This window comes from Streptomyces sp. NPDC000594, assembly GCF_040299965.1.
Classification (GTDB): domain Bacteria; phylum Actinomycetota; class Actinomycetes; order Streptomycetales; family Streptomycetaceae; genus Streptomyces.
Map to the genome: position 1 here is coordinate 61,522 of NZ_JBEPCY010000029.1, position 18,944 is coordinate 80,465.

At 70.2% G+C, this 18,944-nt stretch carries 15 protein-coding genes; 9 read left to right on the top strand and 6 right to left on the bottom strand.

All coding sequences use genetic code 11. The features are described from left to right. Positions 1–10: 10 nt before the first annotated feature. From nuoL to nuoN, 3 genes are read left to right on the top strand one after another with little or no spacing between them, the layout of a single operon-like run. Entirely contained in the window at positions 11–1,906 is a 1,896-nt protein-coding gene (nuoL, locus tag ABT354_RS29205; RefSeq protein WP_351499191.1) for an NADH-quinone oxidoreductase subunit L, read from the top strand. A gap of 5 nt (positions 1,907–1,911) precedes the next feature. Then, positions 1,912–3,483, top strand: coding sequence for an NADH-quinone oxidoreductase subunit M (locus tag ABT354_RS29210; protein ID WP_351499193.1), 1,572 nt, complete (start codon positions 1,912–1,914; stop codon positions 3,481–3,483). Beyond that, positions 3,480–5,129 (top strand): NADH-quinone oxidoreductase subunit NuoN, encoded by a 1,650-nt coding sequence (gene nuoN / locus ABT354_RS29215; protein ID WP_351499195.1) that lies wholly within the window; start codon positions 3,480–3,482, stop codon positions 5,127–5,129. The genes ABT354_RS29210 and nuoN overlap by 4 nt, the downstream gene beginning before the upstream one ends. A 73-nt stretch (positions 5,130–5,202) precedes the next feature. Here nuoN and fahA read toward each other — a convergent pair whose 3' ends face one another. Both fahA and ABT354_RS29225 read right to left on the bottom strand, forming a co-directional pair. Continuing rightward, on the bottom strand, positions 5,203–6,429 hold the full coding sequence (gene fahA / locus ABT354_RS29220) for a fumarylacetoacetase (protein ID WP_351499197.1): 1,227 nt from the start codon (positions 6,427–6,429) through the stop codon (positions 5,203–5,205). A 71-nt stretch (positions 6,430–6,500) separates the two neighbouring features. Continuing rightward, positions 6,501–8,480: a CocE/NonD family hydrolase gene (locus ABT354_RS29225; protein ID WP_351499199.1), complete on the bottom strand. Its 1,980-nt coding sequence runs from the start codon at positions 8,478–8,480 to the stop codon at positions 6,501–6,503. 241 nt (positions 8,481–8,721) lie between these two features. On the opposite strand from ABT354_RS29225, the gene ABT354_RS29230 reads away from it, so the two are divergent. The 3 genes from ABT354_RS29230 (at position 8,722) to ABT354_RS29240 (ending at position 12,720) form a co-directional block, all read left to right on the top strand. Next, on the top strand, positions 8,722–9,732 hold the full coding sequence (locus ABT354_RS29230) for a polyprenyl synthetase family protein (RefSeq protein WP_351499201.1): 1,011 nt from the start codon (positions 8,722–8,724) through the stop codon (positions 9,730–9,732). Positions 9,733–10,004: 272 nt separating this feature from the next. After that, the gene (locus tag ABT354_RS29235) at positions 10,005–11,021 is read left to right on the top strand and encodes a CHRD domain-containing protein (RefSeq protein WP_351499203.1); all 1,017 of its coding nucleotides are present in this window, start codon (positions 10,005–10,007) and stop codon (positions 11,019–11,021) included. Positions 11,022–11,412: 391 nt separating this feature from the next. After that, positions 11,413–12,720: a LolA family protein gene (locus ABT354_RS29240; protein ID WP_351499206.1), complete on the top strand. Its 1,308-nt coding sequence runs from the start codon at positions 11,413–11,415 to the stop codon at positions 12,718–12,720. Between the two features lie 741 nt (positions 12,721–13,461). Here the strand turns inward: ABT354_RS29240 and ABT354_RS29245 are convergent. Next, the gene (locus tag ABT354_RS29245) at positions 13,462–13,704 is read right to left on the bottom strand and encodes a hypothetical protein (RefSeq protein ID WP_351499208.1); all 243 of its coding nucleotides are present in this window, start codon (positions 13,702–13,704) and stop codon (positions 13,462–13,464) included. 532 nt (positions 13,705–14,236) lie between these two features. Here ABT354_RS29245 and ABT354_RS29250 point away from each other — a divergent pair. The 3 genes from ABT354_RS29250 to ABT354_RS29260 are packed head-to-tail and all read left to right on the top strand — an operon-like array spanning position 14,237 to position 15,497. Beyond that, the gene (locus tag ABT354_RS29250; protein ID WP_351499210.1) at positions 14,237–15,067 is read left to right on the top strand and encodes a helix-turn-helix domain-containing protein; all 831 of its coding nucleotides are present in this window, start codon (positions 14,237–14,239) and stop codon (positions 15,065–15,067) included. Next, the gene (locus ABT354_RS29255) at positions 15,064–15,276 is read left to right on the top strand and encodes a DUF397 domain-containing protein (RefSeq protein WP_351499212.1); all 213 of its coding nucleotides are present in this window, start codon (positions 15,064–15,066) and stop codon (positions 15,274–15,276) included. The genes ABT354_RS29250 and ABT354_RS29255 overlap by 4 nt, the downstream gene beginning before the upstream one ends. Positions 15,277–15,299: 23 nt before the next feature. Then, positions 15,300–15,497 (top strand): DUF397 domain-containing protein, encoded by a 198-nt coding sequence (locus ABT354_RS29260; protein WP_351499263.1) that lies wholly within the window; start codon positions 15,300–15,302, stop codon positions 15,495–15,497. Between the two features lie 80 nt (positions 15,498–15,577). Here ABT354_RS29260 and ABT354_RS29265 read toward each other — a convergent pair whose 3' ends face one another. From ABT354_RS29265 to ABT354_RS29275, 3 genes are read right to left on the bottom strand one after another with little or no spacing between them, the layout of a single operon-like run. After that, entirely contained in the window at positions 15,578–17,989 is a 2,412-nt protein-coding gene (locus tag ABT354_RS29265; protein WP_351499265.1) for an ATP-binding protein, read from the bottom strand. Then, complete coding sequence (locus ABT354_RS29270) at positions 17,990–18,616, bottom strand: DUF6879 family protein (protein ID WP_351499214.1); 627 nt, start codon at positions 18,614–18,616, stop codon at positions 17,990–17,992. It abuts the gene before it with no gap. Next, entirely contained in the window at positions 18,609–18,878 is a 270-nt protein-coding gene (locus ABT354_RS29275) for a hypothetical protein (RefSeq protein ID WP_351499216.1), read from the bottom strand. Before ABT354_RS29275 ends, ABT354_RS29270 begins: the two co-directional genes overlap by 8 nt. Between the last annotated feature and the right edge of the window lie 66 nt (positions 18,879–18,944).

Genomic DNA, 18,944 nt, shown 5'->3' on the forward strand with positions numbered 1-18,944 from the left:
GGGCTGAACCGTGGAAAACCTGATTGCGCTGCTGGTCGGCGTGCCCCTGTTCGGGGCGGCGGTGCTGCTGTGCGGGGGGCGGCGCCTCGACCGCTCGGGCCATCTGATCGGCACCGTCCTCTCCGCCGCGTCCTTCGTCGTCGGCGTGGTGCTCTTCCTGGACATGCTGGGCAAGGACGCCGATGACCGTGCCCTGCACCAGCGGCTGTTCAGCTGGATCCCGGTGGAGGGCTTCCAGGCGGACATCGCCTTCCAGCTCGACCAGCTGTCGATGACCTTCGTCCTGCTGATCACCGGGGTCGGCACCCTGATCCATGTCTACTCCATCGGCTACATGGAGCACGACGAGCGCCGCCGCCGCTTCTTCGGCTATCTCAACCTCTTCCTGGCGGCGATGCTGCTGCTGGTCCTCGCCGACAACTATCTGCTGCTGTACTTCGGCTGGGAGGGCGTCGGCCTCGCCTCGTACCTCCTGATCGGCTTCTGGCAGCACAAGCCCAGCGCGGCGACGGCGGCGAAGAAGGCGTTCCTGGTCAACCGGGTCGGTGACATCGGTCTGTCGATCGCCATCATGCTGATGTTCACCACCTTCGGGACCTTCGCCTTCGGGCCGGTGCTCGGCTCGGTGGACGAGGCCGGCGAGGGCACGCTGACGGCGATCGGTCTGATGCTGCTGCTGGCGGCCTGCGGCAAGTCGGCGCAGGTGCCGCTCCAGTCCTGGCTGGGGGACGCGATGGAGGGCCCGACCCCGGTCTCGGCCCTGATCCACGCGGCCACCATGGTCACCGCGGGCGTCTATCTCATCGTCCGCTCCGGTGCCATCTTCAACGCCGCCCCCGACGCCCAGCTGGTGGTGGCGATCGTCGGCGCGGTCACCCTGCTCTTCGGTGCGATCGTCGGTTGCGCCAAGGACGACATCAAGAAGGCGCTCGCCGGATCGACCATGTCGCAGATCGGCTATATGGTCCTCGCCGCCGGTCTGGGACCGATCGGCTATGTCTTCGCCATCATGCACCTGGTGACCCACGGCTTCTTCAAGGCGGGGCTCTTCCTCGGCGCCGGCTCGGTCATGCACGGCATGAACGACGAGGTCGACATGAGGAAGTACGGCGGGCTGCGCACCTATATGCCGGTCACCTTCGTCACCTTCGGCCTCGGCTATCTCGCCATCATCGGCTTCCCCGGGCTCTCCGGCTTCTTCTCCAAGGACAAGATCATCGAGGCCGCCTTCGCCAAGGGCGGCACCGAGGGCTGGATCCTGGGCTCGGTCGCCCTGCTGGGCGCCGCCATCACCGCCTTCTATATGACCCGGGTGATGGTGATGACCTTCTTCGGGGAGAAGCGCTGGCAGCCCGATGCCGAGGGGAAGCCACCGCATCCGCACGAGTCACCGAGGTCGATGACGATCCCGATGATCGTCCTGGCCTTCGGCTCGGTCTTCGCGGGCGGTTTCTTCTCCATCGGCGACCGCTTCCTGAACTGGCTGGAGCCGGTCACCGGCGCCGAGCACGGCCATCCGCCGATGAGCGCCGCGACCGTCACGGGACTCACCGTGGTCGCCCTGGTCATCGGCGTCTCCATCGCCTGGATGATGTACGGGCGCCGCCCCGTGCCGGTCACCGCGCCGCGCGGCTCGCTGCTCACCCGGGCGGCCCGCCGCGATCTGCTCCAGGACGACTTCAACCATGTGGTCCTGGTCCGGGGCGGTGAGCATCTGACCCGCTCGCTGGTCTATGTGGACCACACCCTGGTCGACGGCGTGGTCAATGGCACGGCCGCCTCCGTCGGCGGGCTCTCCGGCCGGCTCCGCAAGCTCCAGAACGGCTATGTCCGCTCGTACGCCGTCTCCATGTTCGGCGGTACGGCGGTACTGGTCGCCGCGACCCTGCTGATGAGGGGTGTGTAATCGCCATGTCCTTTCCCCTCCTGACCGCGACGGCCGCGGTCCCGGCGATCGGTGCGATCGTCACCGCCGCCGTGCCCGCGGGCCGGCGGACGGCGGCCAAGTGGGTGGCGCTGTTCTTCTCGCTGGTCACCCTGGCGCTCGCCGCGGTCGTCTTCATCCGGTTCGAACCGGGCGGTGACCGCTATCAGCTGACCGAGTCCCACTCCTGGATCGCGGAGTTCGGGGTCCGGTACGAACTGGGCGTGGACGGCATCGGGGTGGCGCTGATCGCGCTGACCGCGCTGCTGATCCCGTTCATCGTCCTCGCCGGCTGGCACGACGCCGACCCCCAGGAGACCGGCAGCAGCCGCTGGCGGCCCACCCAGGGCTTCTTCGCCCTGATCCTGATGGTCGAGGCGATGGTGATCCTCTCCTTCGAGGCCACCGATGTCTTCCTCTTCTACATCCTCTTCGAAGCCATGCTCATCCCGATGTACTTCCTCATCGGCGGCTTCGGCGACCGGGCCCACGCGGGCACCGACCGGAACGCGGCGGCCCAGCGGTCGTACGCGGCGGTCAAGTTCCTCCTCTACAACCTGGTCGGCGGTCTGATCATGCTGGCCGCGGTCATCGGGCTCTATGTGGTCGCGGGCAGCTTCTCGCTCTCCGAGATCGCCGAGGCGCGGGCCAGTGGCCAGCTGGAGATGGCGACCAACACCGAGCGGCTGCTCTTCCTCGGCTTCTTCCTCGCCTTCGCGATCAAGGCGCCGCTCTGGCCGCTGCACACCTGGCTGCCCAATGCCATGGGGGAGGCGACCGCCCCGGTCGCGGTGCTGATCACGGCCGTGGTCGACAAGGTCGGCACCTTCGCGATGCTCCGCTTCTGCCTCCAGCTCTTCCCGGAGGCCTCCGCGTGGGCCACCCCGGTGATCGTGGTCCTGGCACTGGTCAGCATCGTCTACGGCGCCCTGCTGGCGGTCGGCCAGCGGGACATCAAGCGGCTGATCGCCTATGCCTCGATCTCCCACTTCGGCTTCATCGTGCTCGGGATCTTCGCGATGACCTCGCAGGGGCAGTCGGGCGCCACGCTCTACATGGTCAACCACGGGATCTCGACCGCCGCCCTGATGCTGGTGGCGGGCTTCCTGATCTCCCGGCGCGGGTCCCGGCTCATCGCGGACTACGGCGGGGTGCAGAAGGTGGCCCCGGTGCTCGCGGGGACCTTCCTCATCGGCGGCCTGGCCACCCTCTCGCTCCCCGGACTCGCCCCGTTCGTCAGCGAGTTCCTGGTGCTGGTCGGCACCTTCGCCCGCTATCCGGTCGCCGGGATCGTCGCGACCTCGGGCATCGTGCTGGCCGCGCTGTACACGCTCGTCCTCTACCAGCGGACCATGACCGGGCCGGTCAAGGCCGAGGTGGCGCCGATGCGTGATCTCAACCGGCGGGAACTCGCGGTGATCACACCGCTGATCGCGCTGCTGCTCGTCCTCGGCGTCTACCCCAAGCCGCTGACGGATGTGGTGAACCCGGCGGTGGAGCACACCCTGTCGGACGTCCAGAAGACTGACCCCCGGCCCGATGTGGAGGCGGCCAAGTGAGCCCAGGAGCTGTCCACACCCTGTGGACGACGGCGGCCGGGCCCGTCGACAAGATCCCCGCCCCGGACATCGAGTACGCCCAGCTGGCGCCGATCCTCATCGTCGTCGGCGCGGCCGTCGTCGGCCTGCTCTTCGAGGCGTTCCTGCCGCGCCGGCTGCGCTATCGCACCCAGGTGGCCCTGGCGCTGGTGGCGCTGGCCGCCGCCTTCGCCGCGGTGATCGCCCTCGCCGAGGCGGGGTACGGCACCTCGAAGGTGAACATCGCGGCGATGGGCGCCATCGCCATCGACGGCCCGACCCTCTTCCTCCAGGGCACCATTCTGCTGGCATCGGTGGTCTCCGTGCTCACCTTCGCCGAGCGGGGGCTCGACCCCCGGGCCCATGGCAGGCCGGTGGACTCCTTCACCGCCCAGGCGGCCGCGGTCCCCGGCAGCGACAGCGAGAAGGCGGCGGTCAAGGCCGGGTTCACCACCACCGAGGTCTATCCGCTGGCCCTCTTCGCCATCGCCGGAATGCTGGTCTTCCCCGCCGCCAATGATCTGCTGACGCTCTTCATCGCGCTGGAGGTCCTCTCCCTGCCGCTGTATCTGCTCTGCGCGCTGGCCCGGCGCAGGCGGCTGCTGTCGCAGGAGGCGGCGGTGAAGTACTTCCTCCTCGGCGCCTTCTCCTCCGCCTTCCTCCTCTTCGGCGTCGCCCTGATCTACGGGTACGCGGGCTCCGTCTCGTACGCCCGGATCGCCGATGTGATCGACGGCACGGTCCGCAGCATCGACCCGGCGCTCGCCGACACCATGGGCAATGACGCCCTGCTGCTGATCGGCGCCGCGCTGATCGTGATGGGGCTGCTCTTCAAGGTCGGCGCGGTGCCGTTCCACATGTGGACCCCGGATGTCTACCAGGGCGCCCCCACCCCGGTCACCGGCTTCATGGCCGCGGCGACCAAGGTGGCCGCCTTCGGGGCGCTGCTGCGGCTGCTCTATGTGGTGCTGCCGGGGCTGAACTGGGACTGGCGCCCGGTGATGTGGGGCGTCGCCATCGTCACCATGCTGGGCGGTGCGATCGTGGCCGTCACCCAGACCGACATCAAGCGGCTGCTGGCGTACTCCTCCATCGCCCATGCCGGGTTCATCCTGGTCGGGGTGATCGCGGTGACCGAGGACGGGGTCTCCTCGGTCCTCTTCTACCTGGGCGCCTACGCCTTTGTGACCATCGGCGCCTTCGCCGTGGTCACCCTGGTACGGGACGCGGGCGGCGAGGCCACCCATCTCTCCCAGTGGGCCGGTCTGGGGCGGCGCTCGCCGCTGGTGGCCGCGGTCTTCGCGGTCTTTCTGCTGGCCTTCGCCGGTATCCCGCTGACCTCCGGTTTCTCGGGGAAGTTCGCCGTGTTCAAGGCGGCGGCCGAGGGCGGTGCCGGGGCGCTGGTGGTGGTCGGTGTGCTGTCGTCGGCGGTGGCCGCCTTCTTCTACATCCGGGTCATCGTGCTGATGTTCTTCAGCGAGCCGCAGGCGGACGGGCCCACCGTGGCGGTCCCCTCGGGGATGACCACGGCGGCGATCGGCCTCGGGGTCGTGGTGACGGTGGTGCTCGGGGTGGCGCCGCAGTACTTCCTCGATCTGGCGGGCCAGGCCGGGGTGTTCGTCCGCTAGCCACCCTTCTGTCGACAGGGCGAGGGCCCGGGACCGTGTCGGTCCCGGGCCCTCGCGCTGTCGTGGTGGGGGGTTACGCCGCCGGGACGACCCGGCCCGTCACCTCGCCCAGACCGACCCGTACCCCGTCCGGACCCGGCGCCCAGGCGGTCATGGTGACCTCGTCGCCGTCCTCCAGGAAGGTCCGGTTCCCCTTCGGCAGCTCCAGGGCGTCCCGGCCGTTCCAGGTCAGTTCCAGGAGGGAACCGCGCTGATGCGGCTCGGGGCCGCTGACCGTACCGGAGCCGTACAGGTCCCCGGTGCGCAGCGAGGCCCCGTTGACCGTCATATGGGCGAGCTGCTGGGCGGCGGTCCAGTACATCGAGGCGAACGGCGGCTCGGCCACCACCTGGCCGTTGACGGCGACGCTGATCCGCAGGTCGTAGCCGCCCGGCTCCTCCTCGCCGGAGTCGTCGAGATAGGGCAGCAGCGCGGTGTCCCGTACCGGCGGGGCGCAGCGGGCGTCCTCCAGCGCCTCCAGCGGGGTCACCCAGGCGGAGACCGAGGTGGCGAAGGACTTGCCGAGGAAGGGGCCGAGCGGTACGTACTCCCAGGACTGGAGGTCGCGCGCGGACCAGTCGTTGAGCAGCGACAGGCCGAAGACATGGTCGCGGAAGGCGGCGAGCGGCACCGGCCGGCCCTGCGCGGAGGGGACGCCGACGACAAAGCCGACCTCGGCCTCGATGTCGAGCTTGACGCTGGGCCCGAAGACCGGTGCCGGGTCGGTGGGGGCCTTGCGCTGGCCGTGGGGGCGGACGACCTCGGTGCCCGAGACCACGACCGTGCCGGCGCGGCCGTGGTAACCGATGGGCAGATGCTTCCAGTTCGGGGTCAGCGGCTCGCCGTCCGGGCGGAACATCCGTCCCACATTGGTGGCGTGGTGCTCGCTGGCGTAGAAGTCGACATAGTCCGCGACGTCGTACGGGAGGCGCATGGTGACCTCGGGGACCGGGATCAGCAGCGGCTCCACGGTGGAGCGGTGGGCGGGGACGGTCACCCAGGCGGTCAGCGCCCGCCGTACATCGCGCCAGGCGGTGCGTCCGGCGGTCAGCAGCGGGGTGAGGCCGTCGCCGCCGAGCAGGGCGGTGTACGGGGAGCCGAGCGCCGCCGCGGTGGCGCCCGCGTCGAGGACATGGTTGCCGACGCGGACGCCGAGGCGCCGTCGTTCGGGGTCGTCCGCCGTGCTGAAGACGCCGTAGGGGAGGTTGTGCGGGCCGAAGGGATCGTCCCCGGCCAGTTCGAGCGGGCTCTGCTCGGACATCGGTGCCTGCCTCGCTTTCCTTGGGGTGAGGACACCGTACGACGTGGGGTCGTCCGCCCGGCAGAGCACGATCATCCGGCAAGCCGGGGGATCCTCTTCTCCCAGGTCCGATGGAAGACGATCTCCGCTCCTGCGCGGCAGACGGCCTCGTCCCACAGGACGAAGTCGCCGCCGTCGCGGGAGAGTACGGAGCGGGTTTCGACGGTGGTGTCCCAGGGCAGGGCGGGCCGGTGGAGCCGGATGCGCCAGGTGGTCTCCAGCCGGGCGGAGCCGGGGTCGCGTTCCTGGACGGTACGGGTCTCCCGCGCCTCCTCGGTGATCTCCAGGCCGTCGGGGTGGACGCGGGTCCCGCCGGGCCCGGGGCGGGTCTCCTGCCGCCAGACGCCGCTGTCGAGGTCCCGGGTGAGCACCCGGGTGGGCGGTTCGCCGTCCAGGGTGCCGGCGGAGCCGATCAGGGGTGTAGGGGAGTGTTCCGGTTCGCCGCCGGGGGAGCGGAGGGCGACCGGGGTGTCCTCCGCTTCGCGGAGCGGGAGTTCGAGCCAGGAGCCTTCCGGTTCCAGACGGTGCCCGGCCTGGTCCGGTTCGGGCCAGACCCAGGGCCAGTAGGCGGAGGAGACGGCGAGCCGGAGCCGGTGGCCGGGGCGGACGGTGTGGGCGGTGACCGCCAGGGGGAAGGTGACGCTCTCGGTGGTCCCGGGGGGCCAGGCATGGGCGCGGTCGGTGCCATGGCGGGCGGCCAGGGAGAGGACGCCCCAGGTGACGGGGGTGGAGGTGCCGTCGGGTGCGATGTCGCAGAGGCGGGCGACGGCCAGGCCGTGGGGGACGCCGAGGCAGAGCCGGAGGGTGACCCGGGGGGTGCCCAGGATCTCCAGGGGGGTGTCGGTCACGGCGAACTCGAAGCAGGCGGAGCGGGCGTCGTCGGCGCGCTGGTCGCCGCCGGTGGTGCCGTCGGCGGTGCGGTAGGGGCCCGCTTCGGAGCCGGTGCTCTGGGGGGAGTCGACGAGGACGGGGGCGCCGCGCAGCTCGTAGACCACGGGGGTGATCCCGGGCGGTGGCCAGCCGGGGACGGCGGTCCACCGGCCGGGGGGTCCGCCGGGGGTATCGGGGGCGTCGTGCCGGACCCGTAGGGGTGGTTCGTCCATCACCTCGTTGGGGATGTCCCGCAGATGCCGGTCCCACCAGCGGCGGGTCTCCTGGAGGAAGCCGATGGCGGGGCCGGGGAGCCCCCGGTCGGGGTACTGGTGGGTCCAGGGGCCGAGGAGGGCGCGGACCCGGTCGGGCGGGAGGGTGGTGAGCAGGCGCGGTACGGCGTCGCGGGCGGGGTCGTGGAGTCCGCCCGCGAGGAGGACGGCGGCGCGCGCGTCGCTCTGGGGGGTGCCGGTCCAGAAGTCGTCCCTGAGCTGGTGGGCGAGCCAGTGGTGGGCGGGGGGTTCGATGGCGGCGAGCCGGTCGAGCCACTGGTCGCGCCAGCCGTCGCCGGTGTGGGCGGGGTCGGGCGGCAGACAGCCGGCGGCGAGCCGGGCGGCGGCGGTGGAGTGGAGGGATTCGGCGAGGACGGCGCCGCCCCGGTAGCAGCCGCTGTCGTCGTACGGGTCGTCGCCGCAGCAGACCGCGACGACGGCGGCGAGCGGTTCGGGGGCGAGGGCGGCGGTGGCGAGGGCGCAGGCGCCGCCCCAGCCGATGCCCAGCATGCCGACGCGGCCGGTGCACCAGGGCCGGGTGGCCAGCCAGTCGATCACCTCGACGGTGTCGGCGAGGGTGGCGGGGGAGCCGGGGAGACCGGCCGGGTCGGGGAGACCGCCGCTGTTGCCATGGCCGCGGGCGTCCACGCGGACGGAGGCATAGCCGTGCCCCGCGTACCAGGGGTGGCGTTCCGCGTCGCGTGGGACCGTCGTGTCCGTCAGCCTTTCCGGCGAATACTCCAGCAGTACGGGGACAGCCTCATCGGTGATCGGGCGCCAGAGGCGGGCGAAGAGGGCGACTCCGTCGCGGAGGGTGATCCGGATGTCCTGTTGGCTGGTTTCATGGGGGAACCGAAGGCGGTGGGGCATGGCAGGGCCTCGTTGCACGGTGGTCGGCCCGTCGCGGGAGCCATGGCCGGGCGCTGTTTCCGGCCGGTCGCGGATCTTGGTGAAATGGGCCTTTTCTGGTCGTATGCGCTGATCACGAACATACCGGTGGAGGCGGGAAGGCGCTCACGGTGATCGAAAGCCGACCGGATACGCTGACTTGAGTGAATCCACCGACACATCGACAATCCGTGTGATCATCAGCAGACAGGGAGACCACCTCGTGACCGTCGTCGGGCCGTTCGGGCTGAGCGTGCGGGACCAGGCTCTTGAGGCCGATGTCCACAGCGGACTGTCGGCCGTCGAGGCGGGCCTGCTCGATGCCACCAAGAGCGAGGTGCCCTTCATCACGGAGGCGGCGCAGCATCTCGTCCGCGCCGGGGGCAAGCGCTTCCGGCCCCTGCTGGTGATGCTGGCGGCGCAGTTCGGCGACCCGTACGCCCCGGGGGTCGTCCCGGCCGCCGTGGTGGTGGAGCTGACCCACCTCGCCACGCTCTACCACGACGATGTGATGGACGAGGCCGAGGTGCGGCGCGGGGTGTCCAGCGCCAATGCCCGCTGGGGCAACTCGGTCGCGGTGCTCACCGGGGACTTCCTCTTCGCCCGTGCCTCCCACACCCTCGCCGACCTCGGCCCGGAGGCCGTCCGGATCCAGGCCGAGGCGTTCGAGCGGCTGGTCACCGGGCAGATCCTGGAGACCGCGGGACCGCGCGACGGCGGTGACCCGGTCGAGCACTATCTCGATGTCATCGCGGGCAAGACCGGTTCGCTGATCGCGGTCTCCGGGCGGATCGGCGCGCTGATGGCCGGGGCCGACGAGCGGGTCGTGGACATCCTCACCCAGTACGGGGAGCGGCTCGGGGTCGCCTTCCAGCTCGCCGACGATGTCCTCGACATCGCCAGCGACTCCCATGAGTCGGGCAAGACCCCCGGTACGGATCTGCGCGAGGGCATTCCCACCCTGCCGGTGCTCCGGCTGCGCGAGCGGGCCCGGGTGCTGGGACTCCCCGAGGACCTTGAGCTGATCGAGCTGCTGGACGGGGATCTCGCGGACGACGCCCGCCATGCCGAGGTGCTGCGGCGCTTCCGGGCCCATCCCTCGCTGGAGCAGGCCCGCCGGGACACGGTGCGGTACGCGGAGGAGGCGCGGGCGACGCTGGCGCCGCTGCCGGAGTGCACGGCGAAGGCGGCGCTGGAGGAGCTGTGCGACGCGGTGGTGCACCGGGCCGGCTGAGTCGGCTGTGATCGAGCGGGCGCCCCGGGACGGACCGTCCCGGGGCGCTTTCGTTCTCCCGTTCTCCCATTCCTCCATTCCTCCATTCCTCCGCTCCTCCGTTCCGTGGCTCCGGGCCACCGAGTCACACGGCCGGATTTTGCTCCACGGTTCAATCAACTCCTTGTGATACAGCCCATATTTTTGGACTGAGTCCAGACTGGGGACCCCCGCGTACTCATGCCCAGAAGCCGACGCACTGGGCGTCGGCAGCGGTACGGGGAGATTTCCTGATGAAGCGCACCAAGACCATCCTTGTCAGCACGACCGCTGTGGTCGCCGCGGCCGGTGTGGGCCTCGCCGTACTGCCCGCCTTCGCCGCCGACAGCAAGAGCGGCTCCACCTCGGCCGGCGCCCATGCCGGACACGGGGCCGGTACGGTCGTCGCCCAGGGTGCCGCCGCCTCGTCCAAGGCGAAGGCCTGGTACTTCGCCGCCAGCCTCAACGGCGCCAACGAGGTCCCGGTGGCCGGCGGACCCGCCGTCGGCGACCGCGACGGCCAGGCGCTCCAGTTTGTGAAGGTCCAGGGGGACAAGGTGTCGGTCGCGGTGAAGTTCCGCGGCGTCGACACACCCAGCGCGCTCCATATCCACCAGGGCAAGCGTGGTGCCAACGGTGGAGTGAAGATCGACTTCACCCCGCTGCTGAGCAAGATCAAGTACCTGGACGGCTGGAAGGGCGCCGTGACCGGCACCGTCCAAGTCAAGGACAAGGCCCTGCTCAAGGCGTTTGTCGCCAACCCCGGCGACTTCTACGCCAATCTGCACACCAAGCAGTTCCCGGGCGGTGCCGTACGGGCCCAGTACCACAAGGTCACCCGGGGCTTCCCGTTCGCCAAGGCGCTCGACAACTTCCAGGCGTCGGTGGTCAAGGGCCAGCAGATCTACGAGTGCAAGAAGGACGCCGCGACCGGTGGCTGGTCCTTCCAGCAGCGCGATGTCGCCGCGGTCCTCGGCGGCAACATCGCCCACTCCTTCATCGCCCCCAACTCCGGTACCCCGCAGTGGATCGCGCCCGACCGCAGCGCGGTGACCGGCAGCCTGATCAGCCGGACCGACAACGGCGCCAAGAACATCCCCGAGCTGGACCTCAAGGCGACCCAGTCCGGCAAGCGGACCGGCCTGCTGGCCAAGAGCCACGAGATCCTGCGGCTGAACACGGTCGGTGGGGTGGCGCCCAAGGGCAGCTGCGCCAAGGGCGCCATCGCGAAGGTCGCGTACGGCGCGGACTACGTGTTCATCCAGAAGTAGACGCCTCCGTAAGGGAATCGATGCCTCCGTTCCGCGACGGATCCCTCCGCTCCGGAACGGATCCCGCTACCAGGGAGCCGATCCCTCCACCAGGGAACCGATCCCTCCGCTCTGTGACACGGACCCCTTCGCCCGGAAGTGAACCCTGACCGCACCCCCACCCCCCGCACGGCGCCTCCCCTACTGGAAGGGGGAGGCGCCGTGGTGTTCCGTCATCCCTGAGCAGTACGCCAAGTTGCACCCGGGGAGGGACGCCGGAACGACGGTCGTTTGGTGTGATGGATACATCGCCCCGGGGGGACACCGCATCAGGGCGAGCGCGGCCCGGCCCCGGGCGGCACACACCGTCCGGCACCACCGCATCCGACCGACCACGGAGGTAGGGCACACCATGGCAGCCAACGACAGCGCGCACGGCACCGAGCAGGGCGAGGAAGCGGTCGGCCGCCGGAAGAAGGCGGCCCGGTACGCCGTCCCCATCGCCGTGGCCGGTGTCGCGGCGGCGACCATCGGGCTGGTGCCCGCGCTGGCTGCCTCCGGGGACCCGGACCTGCCGAAGGTCACCGCCCAGCAGCTGATCGAGAAGATCGCCGCGTCGGAGACCCGGAGCCTCTCCGGCACGGTGAAGATCAGCAGCGATCTCGGACTGCCCGGCCTGGACGGCCTGGAGGGCCTCGTCCCCGGCGGCAAGGGCGGCGGCTCCCCCTCGGCGGAGCCCCAGGAGAAGCTGGCCGAGCTGGCCACCGGCACCCACACCCTGCGGGTCGCCGTCGACGGCCCGGACCGGCAGAAGATCTCCCTGCTGGACGACACCTCCGAGTACAGCATCGTCCACAAGGGCGACGAGCTGTGGGCGTACAACAGCGAGAGCAACGAGGTGCACCACGAGACGGGCCTCGGCGAGAAGGGTTCCGTCGGCGGTAAGGGTTCCGGTGCCCCTTCCGGTTCCGGGGACATCCCCACCACCCCGCAGGAGTTCGCCAAGGCGGTCATCGAGGCGGCGGACGGCTCCAGCACCTCGGTCACGGTCGACGGCACCGCGCAGATCGCCGGGCGCGACGCCTACCAGCTCGCGATCAAGCCCAAGCAGAGCGGCTCCACCATCGGCTCCATCCGGATCTCGGTCGACTCCGAGACGGGCACCCCGCTGAAGCTCACCGTCAACCCCAGCGGCGGCGGCAAGTCCGTGATCGACATCGGCTTCACCAAGGTCAACTTCGCCAAGCCCGCCCCCGCGCTCTTCGACTTCACCCCGCCGAAGGGGGCCAAGGTCGTCGAGGGCGGAGCGGAGGACTCCGACGGGCCCCGTGCCGGGAAGCCGAGCGAGAAGGAGCTGAAGGAGTTCGAGAAGGAGCTGGGCGTCGGCCTGGAGGAGCTGGAGAACGAGTTCGCGGGCGGCCTGCCCGGCGGCGGGCTCGGCGGCGGGCTCGACATCCTCGGCAAGGACTGGACCTCCATCGCCACGTTCAAGGCCCCTGGCGGCGGTCTCCTCGCGGGCGCGGAGGGTTCGAAGGGGGAGGTGCCCGAGGAGCTCGGTGGCGTCCTCGACATGTTCGGCGACCGGGTGAACGGGGAGTTCGGCCAGGGCCGGATCTTCACCTCGCGCCTGGTGAACGCGCTGATGACGGACGACGGCACGGTGTACGTCGGCGCGGTGACCCAGGACGCCCTGGTGAAGGCCGCGAACGCCGCCAAGTGAAGTCTTCCTGGGCGCCTGTGCGCCCCGGCCGCCCCGCCGTACTCCCGTACGGCGGGGCGGCCTGCGTCTGGGCGATGGCCTTGCCCTGACCCAGCCTCGCCGCCCTTTGAGGCGCGGGGGCCTCAAACTCAAGCCTCTCCGGCGATTGAGGAGCGGGGTTCGGGGCTGGCCCCGACGTCCACCCGAGGTGACTCGGGTCTCGGGTCCGTCCTCAATCGCCGGACGGGCTGAAAATTGGCACCCTGGCCCCCCGATTGTGGCTGAGGTGAGCAAACTCAGCCTCGTGGGTGTCCCCCCCCGGACGGTCCAAGTTCAGCCCCATGGGGGTCCCCCCGGACGGAGTCTGGGGGAGTTTGAGGAGTAGGAGCCTCGAAACTCAGCCGCTCCGGCGCTTGAGGCGTGGGGGCCTCAAAATCAAGCCTCTCCGGCGATTGAGGAGCGGGGGCTTCGGGGGCTGGCCCCCGACGTTCGCCCGAGGCTGCTCGGGCCTGGGGTCCGTCCTCAAGCGCCGGACGGGCTTGATTTGTGCGGGCGGCCCGTACCCAGGGGCTTGGAGCGAGGTGTTTCGCGGGTGCGGGGGCGGTGGCCTCCGGGCTCACCTCCTCGGGGCCGGCAGACTGAGGAGAAGGTCCAGCGGAAGGGGCCGTCCGCCGGTCCCCTGCGGGGGCGACCCTGCACCCCCCGACCTCGTGTCACGAGGAACGGGCCCCGGGGGTGCGGGCGGTCCGCGACGGGGAGGGGTCAGAGAAGGTCCGGCTCGGCCGTCTCGTGTTCGTGGGACCAGCGGGCGGTCTTGCGTGCCTCGGCCATCTCCGCGTCGGTGGCCAGGAGGTGGTCCAGCTTTCCGGCTCGGGCGTCCGTGATGAAGACGGTGAGGGCGACCCGGGGCACGATCAGCGCGGGCTGGGGGCTGTCGCAGTCCCGGAGGCGGATCATCCGGAGACCGTAGGGGCCGTCGGGTGCTGGTGTCGCGTTGAGGGACATGGCTGTCTCCCTTGAGGGTGAGGTGGGGGTGTGGGCCCCGGCCGCGTGTGCGGGATGGCGGCCGGGGCCCGGGGGCCCGCCCAGGGCAGGGGTGAGGGCGGACCCCGCTTGGGGAACCGCCCTCCGTGGCCCGGAGAGGATCACCGCTGAACCAGCGGGCCACGGAGGACGGGGCTTTTCAGAGCCGCTCGGCCAGGCTCAAGGTGTGCAGGCCTACCGAAAGCGACCACGCCGCGAGCATCGCCACCGTGCGGGCTATCGACCTGCCTCGTCGCTCTCGCACGAATGTGCCCTTTTGACCGTGTCGTGGAACGGACCGAACCGCGCACGGAGTTCGTGATCACGGCGTATTCGCAGGCGGAGGGCCAGAAGCAGAGGACTGTCCCCGGCGGGCTCAATCGGGCGCGGGGGCGGCTGACTCACCACGAGAACTCCTCTCCGTAGCCTTTCCGCTACCGGATGACTTCAGCGTGGCCTAGAGTCCGTCGTTACTCAACTGATCGGAACCGCTGGGAAAGTCAGGGTGCATGGCATGGTGAACCGCAAGGAGTTGGATCCCGAGAGGTCGCCGCGCGATAAGTTCGGGCAGGTCGTCCGCACGATGAGAGAGGAGCGCGGATGGACTCAGGAAGAGTTGGCGGAGCGCATCAGGTGCACGGGATCGCATGTGTCCGCCGTGGAAACTGGCCGCAGACCAGCAACTAAGCAATTCGCCAAAAGGCTTGATCGTGCGTTCGGTTCGGGCGATCGGCTCGAACGCCAGAGTCAGGCGCTCCGGTCCGATGCCCTGTTGGAGGGCTTCCCGGAGTATGTGGAGTGCGAGGGGCGAGCCGAGGAGATCCGGCTCTTTGAGGCCGCTTTGATTCCCGGGCTGCTTCAGACCCGGGAGTACGCGGAAGCGATCGAGGCCGATCACGTCCGGCGGGGCATCCTCACTCCCGAGCAGGCCGAAGAGCGGATCAGTCTCCTGATAAGGCGCCAGGTCTCCCTGTCGCGGACTCTTCCGCCGCTGATCTCCGTGGTGATGGACGAGAGCTGCATCCACCGCCAGGTGGGCGGCGCCGAGGTCATGTCGGCCCAGTACACGCGGTTACTGGAGTTCGCGGAGCAGTCGAACACGGCGCTTCAGATCGCGCCGTACTCCATGGGGGAGCGGCGCCCCTTCAACCGGCTGGTGATTCTGCTGACGCTGGCCAATGGGTCCCCGGCCGCGTATGTCGAGTCGCAGACGCAGGGGTACCTGGACCGTGAGATCACCTTCGTACGCCCACTGGTGAGGGACTACCATCAACTCCAGGTAGGCGCGCTCTCACAGGCGAAATCCGTCGCCATGATCGAACAGCTACGAAAGGGCACCTCGTGACGACCACGACCGACTCTCTCCGCTGGTTCAAGTCCTCCTACAGTGGCAGCGGCGGCGCCTGTGTCGAGTGGGCACCCGTGCACGCGTCCGCGACCGGTACCGTCCCCGTTCGGGACAGCAAGCGCCCCACCGGCCCCGTGCTCATGGTCACCACCGATGCGTTCGCGGGCCTGGTCGCTCTCGCCCGCTCCGCCGCCGTGATCGAGTAGCTACGAAAGGGGACCTCGTGACGATCGCGAACGACTCTCTTCGCTGGATCAAGTCCTCTTACAGCGGTAGCGGCGGGTCCTGCGTCGAGTGGGCTCCTGAGTGCGCCGCGACCGGTACCGTCCCGGTCCGTGACAGTAAGCGTCCCGCCGGGCCGGTGCTGATGGTCACTACCGACGCCTTCGCCGGCCTGGTCGCCCTCGCCCGCTCCACCGACCTCTAGCACGCACGCGGAGGCCCCGCCCCCTGGAATCCGCCCAGCGGCCAGCGCCCCGGCGGGGCTCGTCCGTGTCACCGTGCCCGTCATGCCTCCGGCGGCCGGTCCTCCAGCCGGAGGCGTATCCCCGCCGCCCGGTTGTCGCCGAACTCGCCCACCAGCCTCAGCGCCTGCTCCCGGCGCTCCCTCGCGCCCACGGTGTCCTCCCCGGCCGCCAAAGCCTCCGCCCAACTGGTCAGGGCGAGTGCCTGGTTCCAGGGGTCGCCCAGTGAGGAGTGCGCGGCTGTCGCCCGGTCCAGGAAGTCCGAGGCTTCCCGGGGGCGTCCCATGAGCAGGTAGGTCTCGCCCGTGCCCTGCCAGGCGAAGGCCTCCCGGCTCCGGTCGCCGAGGCGGCGGTGGAGTGTCGCGGAGCGGTGATAGGAGGCGAGGGCGTCACCGTGCTCGCCGAGGGCGCGCTGGGCGGCGCCCAGGGAGAGGAGCCAGTAGCCCTCCAGGGTGTGGTCCCGCATCTCCAGGGCCAGTTCGACGGCTTGGGTGGCCAGCCGCAGGCCCTCCGTCAGGTCGCCGAGTTCGCGGTGGACCATGCTGGAGGTGTACAGCGCGTCCCCGAGAGGCAGCCTGCGGTTGGCGTCACGGTGCGCGGGCAGGGCGATGCCGAGGTCCGCGCGCGCTTCCTCCAGGCGACCGGCTTCGTACCGTGCTCCGGCCCGGTTGGAGAGGACGGTGAGTTCGTCCGGTGTGGCGTCCAGCTCGCGGAACAGCTCCATCGCCTGGTCGTACCAGCTCTCCGCCTCGTGGAGCCGGCGTGCCCGCGCACAGGCGAGCCCCAGGGCGTTGAGTGTTTCCGCCTCGCCCGCCCGGTCCCGTAGTTCGCGCTGGATCGCCAGGGCCTTCTCATGGCAGTCGAAGGCTTCCCGCAGCTGGTTGATCTGGCGGTGGGAGAAGCCGAGGAAGTGCAGCAGCCTGGCCTCACCGGCGCGGTCGCCCAGACGCCGGCCGGCGGAGAGTCCGAGCTTCGCCACGACGATCCAGTCGGCGGCGGGGGCGGAGGGGGCGTGGGCGTAGAACAGGGTTTCGGCGGTGAGTTGGGCGGTGCGGTCGAAGCCCGAGCGTTCGGCCAGGCGGACGACGGGCAGGAAGTTGGACTGCTCCTGCTCGGACCAGTCCACCGCCCGGTCGTAGTCGGGGAAGGACGGCGGGGTGACACCCTCGGCGAGGGGGCCGGTGTCGACCGGGGCCTCGTCCGGGGCGATCACCTTCCGCACGGCGCACGCGGTGTGGAGATACCAGTCGAGCAGTCGGCCGGTCGCCGCCGAGCAGGCTTCGGGTGTCTCCTCGACGCGCGCCAGATCGGTGACATAGGCCCGCAGCAGATCATGGAACTCGTAGCGTCCCGGGGCGGTCTGGTCCACCAGATGGGCACCTACGAGGACATCCAGAAGCTGCCGGGTGCGCCGCTCGGCGAGGCCGATGAGGGCCGATGCCGCTCCGAGTCCGAAGCCGGGCCCCGGAAACAGCCCGAGGAGCCGGAAGAGCCGGGCCGCGTCGGGGGCGAGCGCGCGATAGGACCAGGCGAAGACCGTCCGTACCGCTTCCGCCTCCTCGTCGTCGCCGGTGCTGAGGGCATCCCAGAGCGCCGACTCGTCCCGCAGGTCCGCCACCAGCTCGCCCAGGTCGGCGTGCGGGTGGGTGGCCGCCCGCTCGGCGGCGATTCGCAGGGCCAGCGGCAGCCGGGCGCAGAGCCGGGCGAGTTCGAGCAGCCGCTCCGGCTCGTCCTCCGGCCGGTAGCCGGCCGTCACCGCGCGCAGCAGGGTGACCGCCTCGTCCTCGGGGAGGGTGCCCAGGGTGATCCGCTGGGCGCCGTTGCGGACCGTCAGCCCGGAGAGCCGTCCACGGCTGGTGACGAGGACGAGGCAGTGAGGGCTGCCGGGCAGCAGCGGGCGGACCTGGGAGGCCGTGGCGGCGTTGTCCAGGACGACGAGGACCCGGCGGTCGGCCAGCAGGGACCGGTAGAGGGCCGCTGCGGCCTCCAGATCGGTGGGAACCGCGTCGGGTGGCACCCCGAGTCCGGTCAGGAAGCCGCGCAGGGCCTGTTGTGGGGTGACCGGCTCCTGGGGGTCGTAGCCGCGCAGATTCACATAGAGCTGTCCATCGGGGAAACGGTCCTGGACCCGATGGGCCCAGTGCAGGGCGAGCGAGGTCTTTCCCGCTCCCGGTGTGCCGACGATCAGACAGAGGGAGGGGGGCCGGCCGGCCGGTTCCGGGGCGAGGAGGGCTTCGAGCTGGATCAGTTCGCTCGTACGATTGACGAAATTGCTGATGTCGCCCGGTAGCTGGCGAGGCGGCCGTGGCTCATGGCCGTCTCTTCCGCTCGCTCCGCCGTGGAAGTGGATGCCGCCGGTGACGCTTCGCGCCTGTACGACATCGCGGGTCGAGCCCGAGAGATCGGCCAGTGAATCTCCCGGGCCCTGCTCGCGTTCGTCACGACTGGTGATGATTCACTCCCCGGACAGTCGTGGCGGAGGCAGCGGTGCCACCACGCGGTCGAAATAGGTGAGCATGTCCTCGCCGACGGCGAAGAAACCTTCGATGAAGGAGACCCAGGGGCCGATCAGCTCGGGGTCGGTGAAGCGGACCGCTCCCTCTGTTTCGCCGGTATCCCGGTAGACGACGTCATAGAGGACCTGATCGCCGAGGATCACCACTTCGGGGAGGAGCAGGCGCTTCTCGATCCCACCGATGGCATCGGCGGGAATGACCCGGATTTTCAGGCCGCATTCTGCCTGGACACGCAGTGCGTGCAGTTCCCACTGCATATAGGGCGTCAGTGGTTCCTCGGCCACCCGCACACGGTGGAAGTAGTGACCGCGCTCCCGGTCGTACGCGCTGTCCTCCAGCAGCTCCGGGCGGTCATCCTCCAGCAGCCGCAGGGATTCCTCCCAGTCCCCCCGCCGCAGGGCGTTGCGGCTGGCGCTGGTCTCCTCGAAGTGCTGGAGGCGTTCGAATTTCCAGCCGTGCTGGTTGAGGGTCGTCTTCTGATGTGCGGCGAAGTCCGCCTCGTAGTCGTCGAGACGGAGGAATTTTCCGCGTGAGCGGTCGAATCGCGGCGGGCCGGGATCAGACATCGGGGATGTCGGGCTTCGCGGCACGGAGCATGGATCCGGGGATGATGACGAGGCGCTCATCATGGGAAAGGCTGACACCTTGCGGTAGGCGGGCTGCGTAGGTCTCGGTGAGATCGCGGCCGATGATCGCCACGTCACCGTTGTCGAGTTCCCAGATGTCCGGGCAACCGGTCTTGCCCTGGGATTTTTCGTCTTCTTCGGCCGACTTCCCTAATCGCCTCGCGAATGAGGCGCTGGGGTCGGCTTCCCACAGTCGTTCCATGAGCACTCCCATGACGGAGGGAAGGATGGATCCAGGCTAGTCCCGTGCTGCTGCGGAAGGCCAGCT

What these genes read in the sequence shown, in the direction of transcription:
- ABT354_RS29210 (WP_351499193.1), top strand. Translation starts at nt 1,912, where the DNA reads ATGTCCTTTCCCCTCCTGACCGCGACGGCCGCGGTCCCGGCGATCGGT.
- fahA (WP_351499197.1), bottom strand. Translation starts at nt 6,429, where the DNA reads ATGTCCGAGCAGAGCCCGCTCGAACTGGCCGGGGACGATCCCTTCGGC.
- ABT354_RS29225 (WP_351499199.1), bottom strand. Translation starts at nt 8,480, where the DNA reads ATGCCCCACCGCCTTCGGTTCCCCCATGAAACCAGCCAACAGGACATC.
- ABT354_RS29235 (WP_351499203.1), top strand. Translation starts at nt 10,005, where the DNA reads ATGAAGCGCACCAAGACCATCCTTGTCAGCACGACCGCTGTGGTCGCC.
- ABT354_RS29240 (WP_351499206.1), top strand. Translation starts at nt 11,413, where the DNA reads ATGGCAGCCAACGACAGCGCGCACGGCACCGAGCAGGGCGAGGAAGCG.
- ABT354_RS29245 (WP_351499208.1), bottom strand. Translation starts at nt 13,704, where the DNA reads ATGTCCCTCAACGCGACACCAGCACCCGACGGCCCCTACGGTCTCCGG.
- ABT354_RS29250 (WP_351499210.1), top strand. Translation starts at nt 14,237, where the DNA reads ATGGTGAACCGCAAGGAGTTGGATCCCGAGAGGTCGCCGCGCGATAAG.
- ABT354_RS29270 (WP_351499214.1), bottom strand. Translation starts at nt 18,616, where the DNA reads ATGTCTGATCCCGGCCCGCCGCGATTCGACCGCTCACGCGGAAAATTC.
- ABT354_RS29275 (WP_351499216.1), bottom strand. Translation starts at nt 18,878, where the DNA reads ATGGAACGACTGTGGGAAGCCGACCCCAGCGCCTCATTCGCGAGGCGA.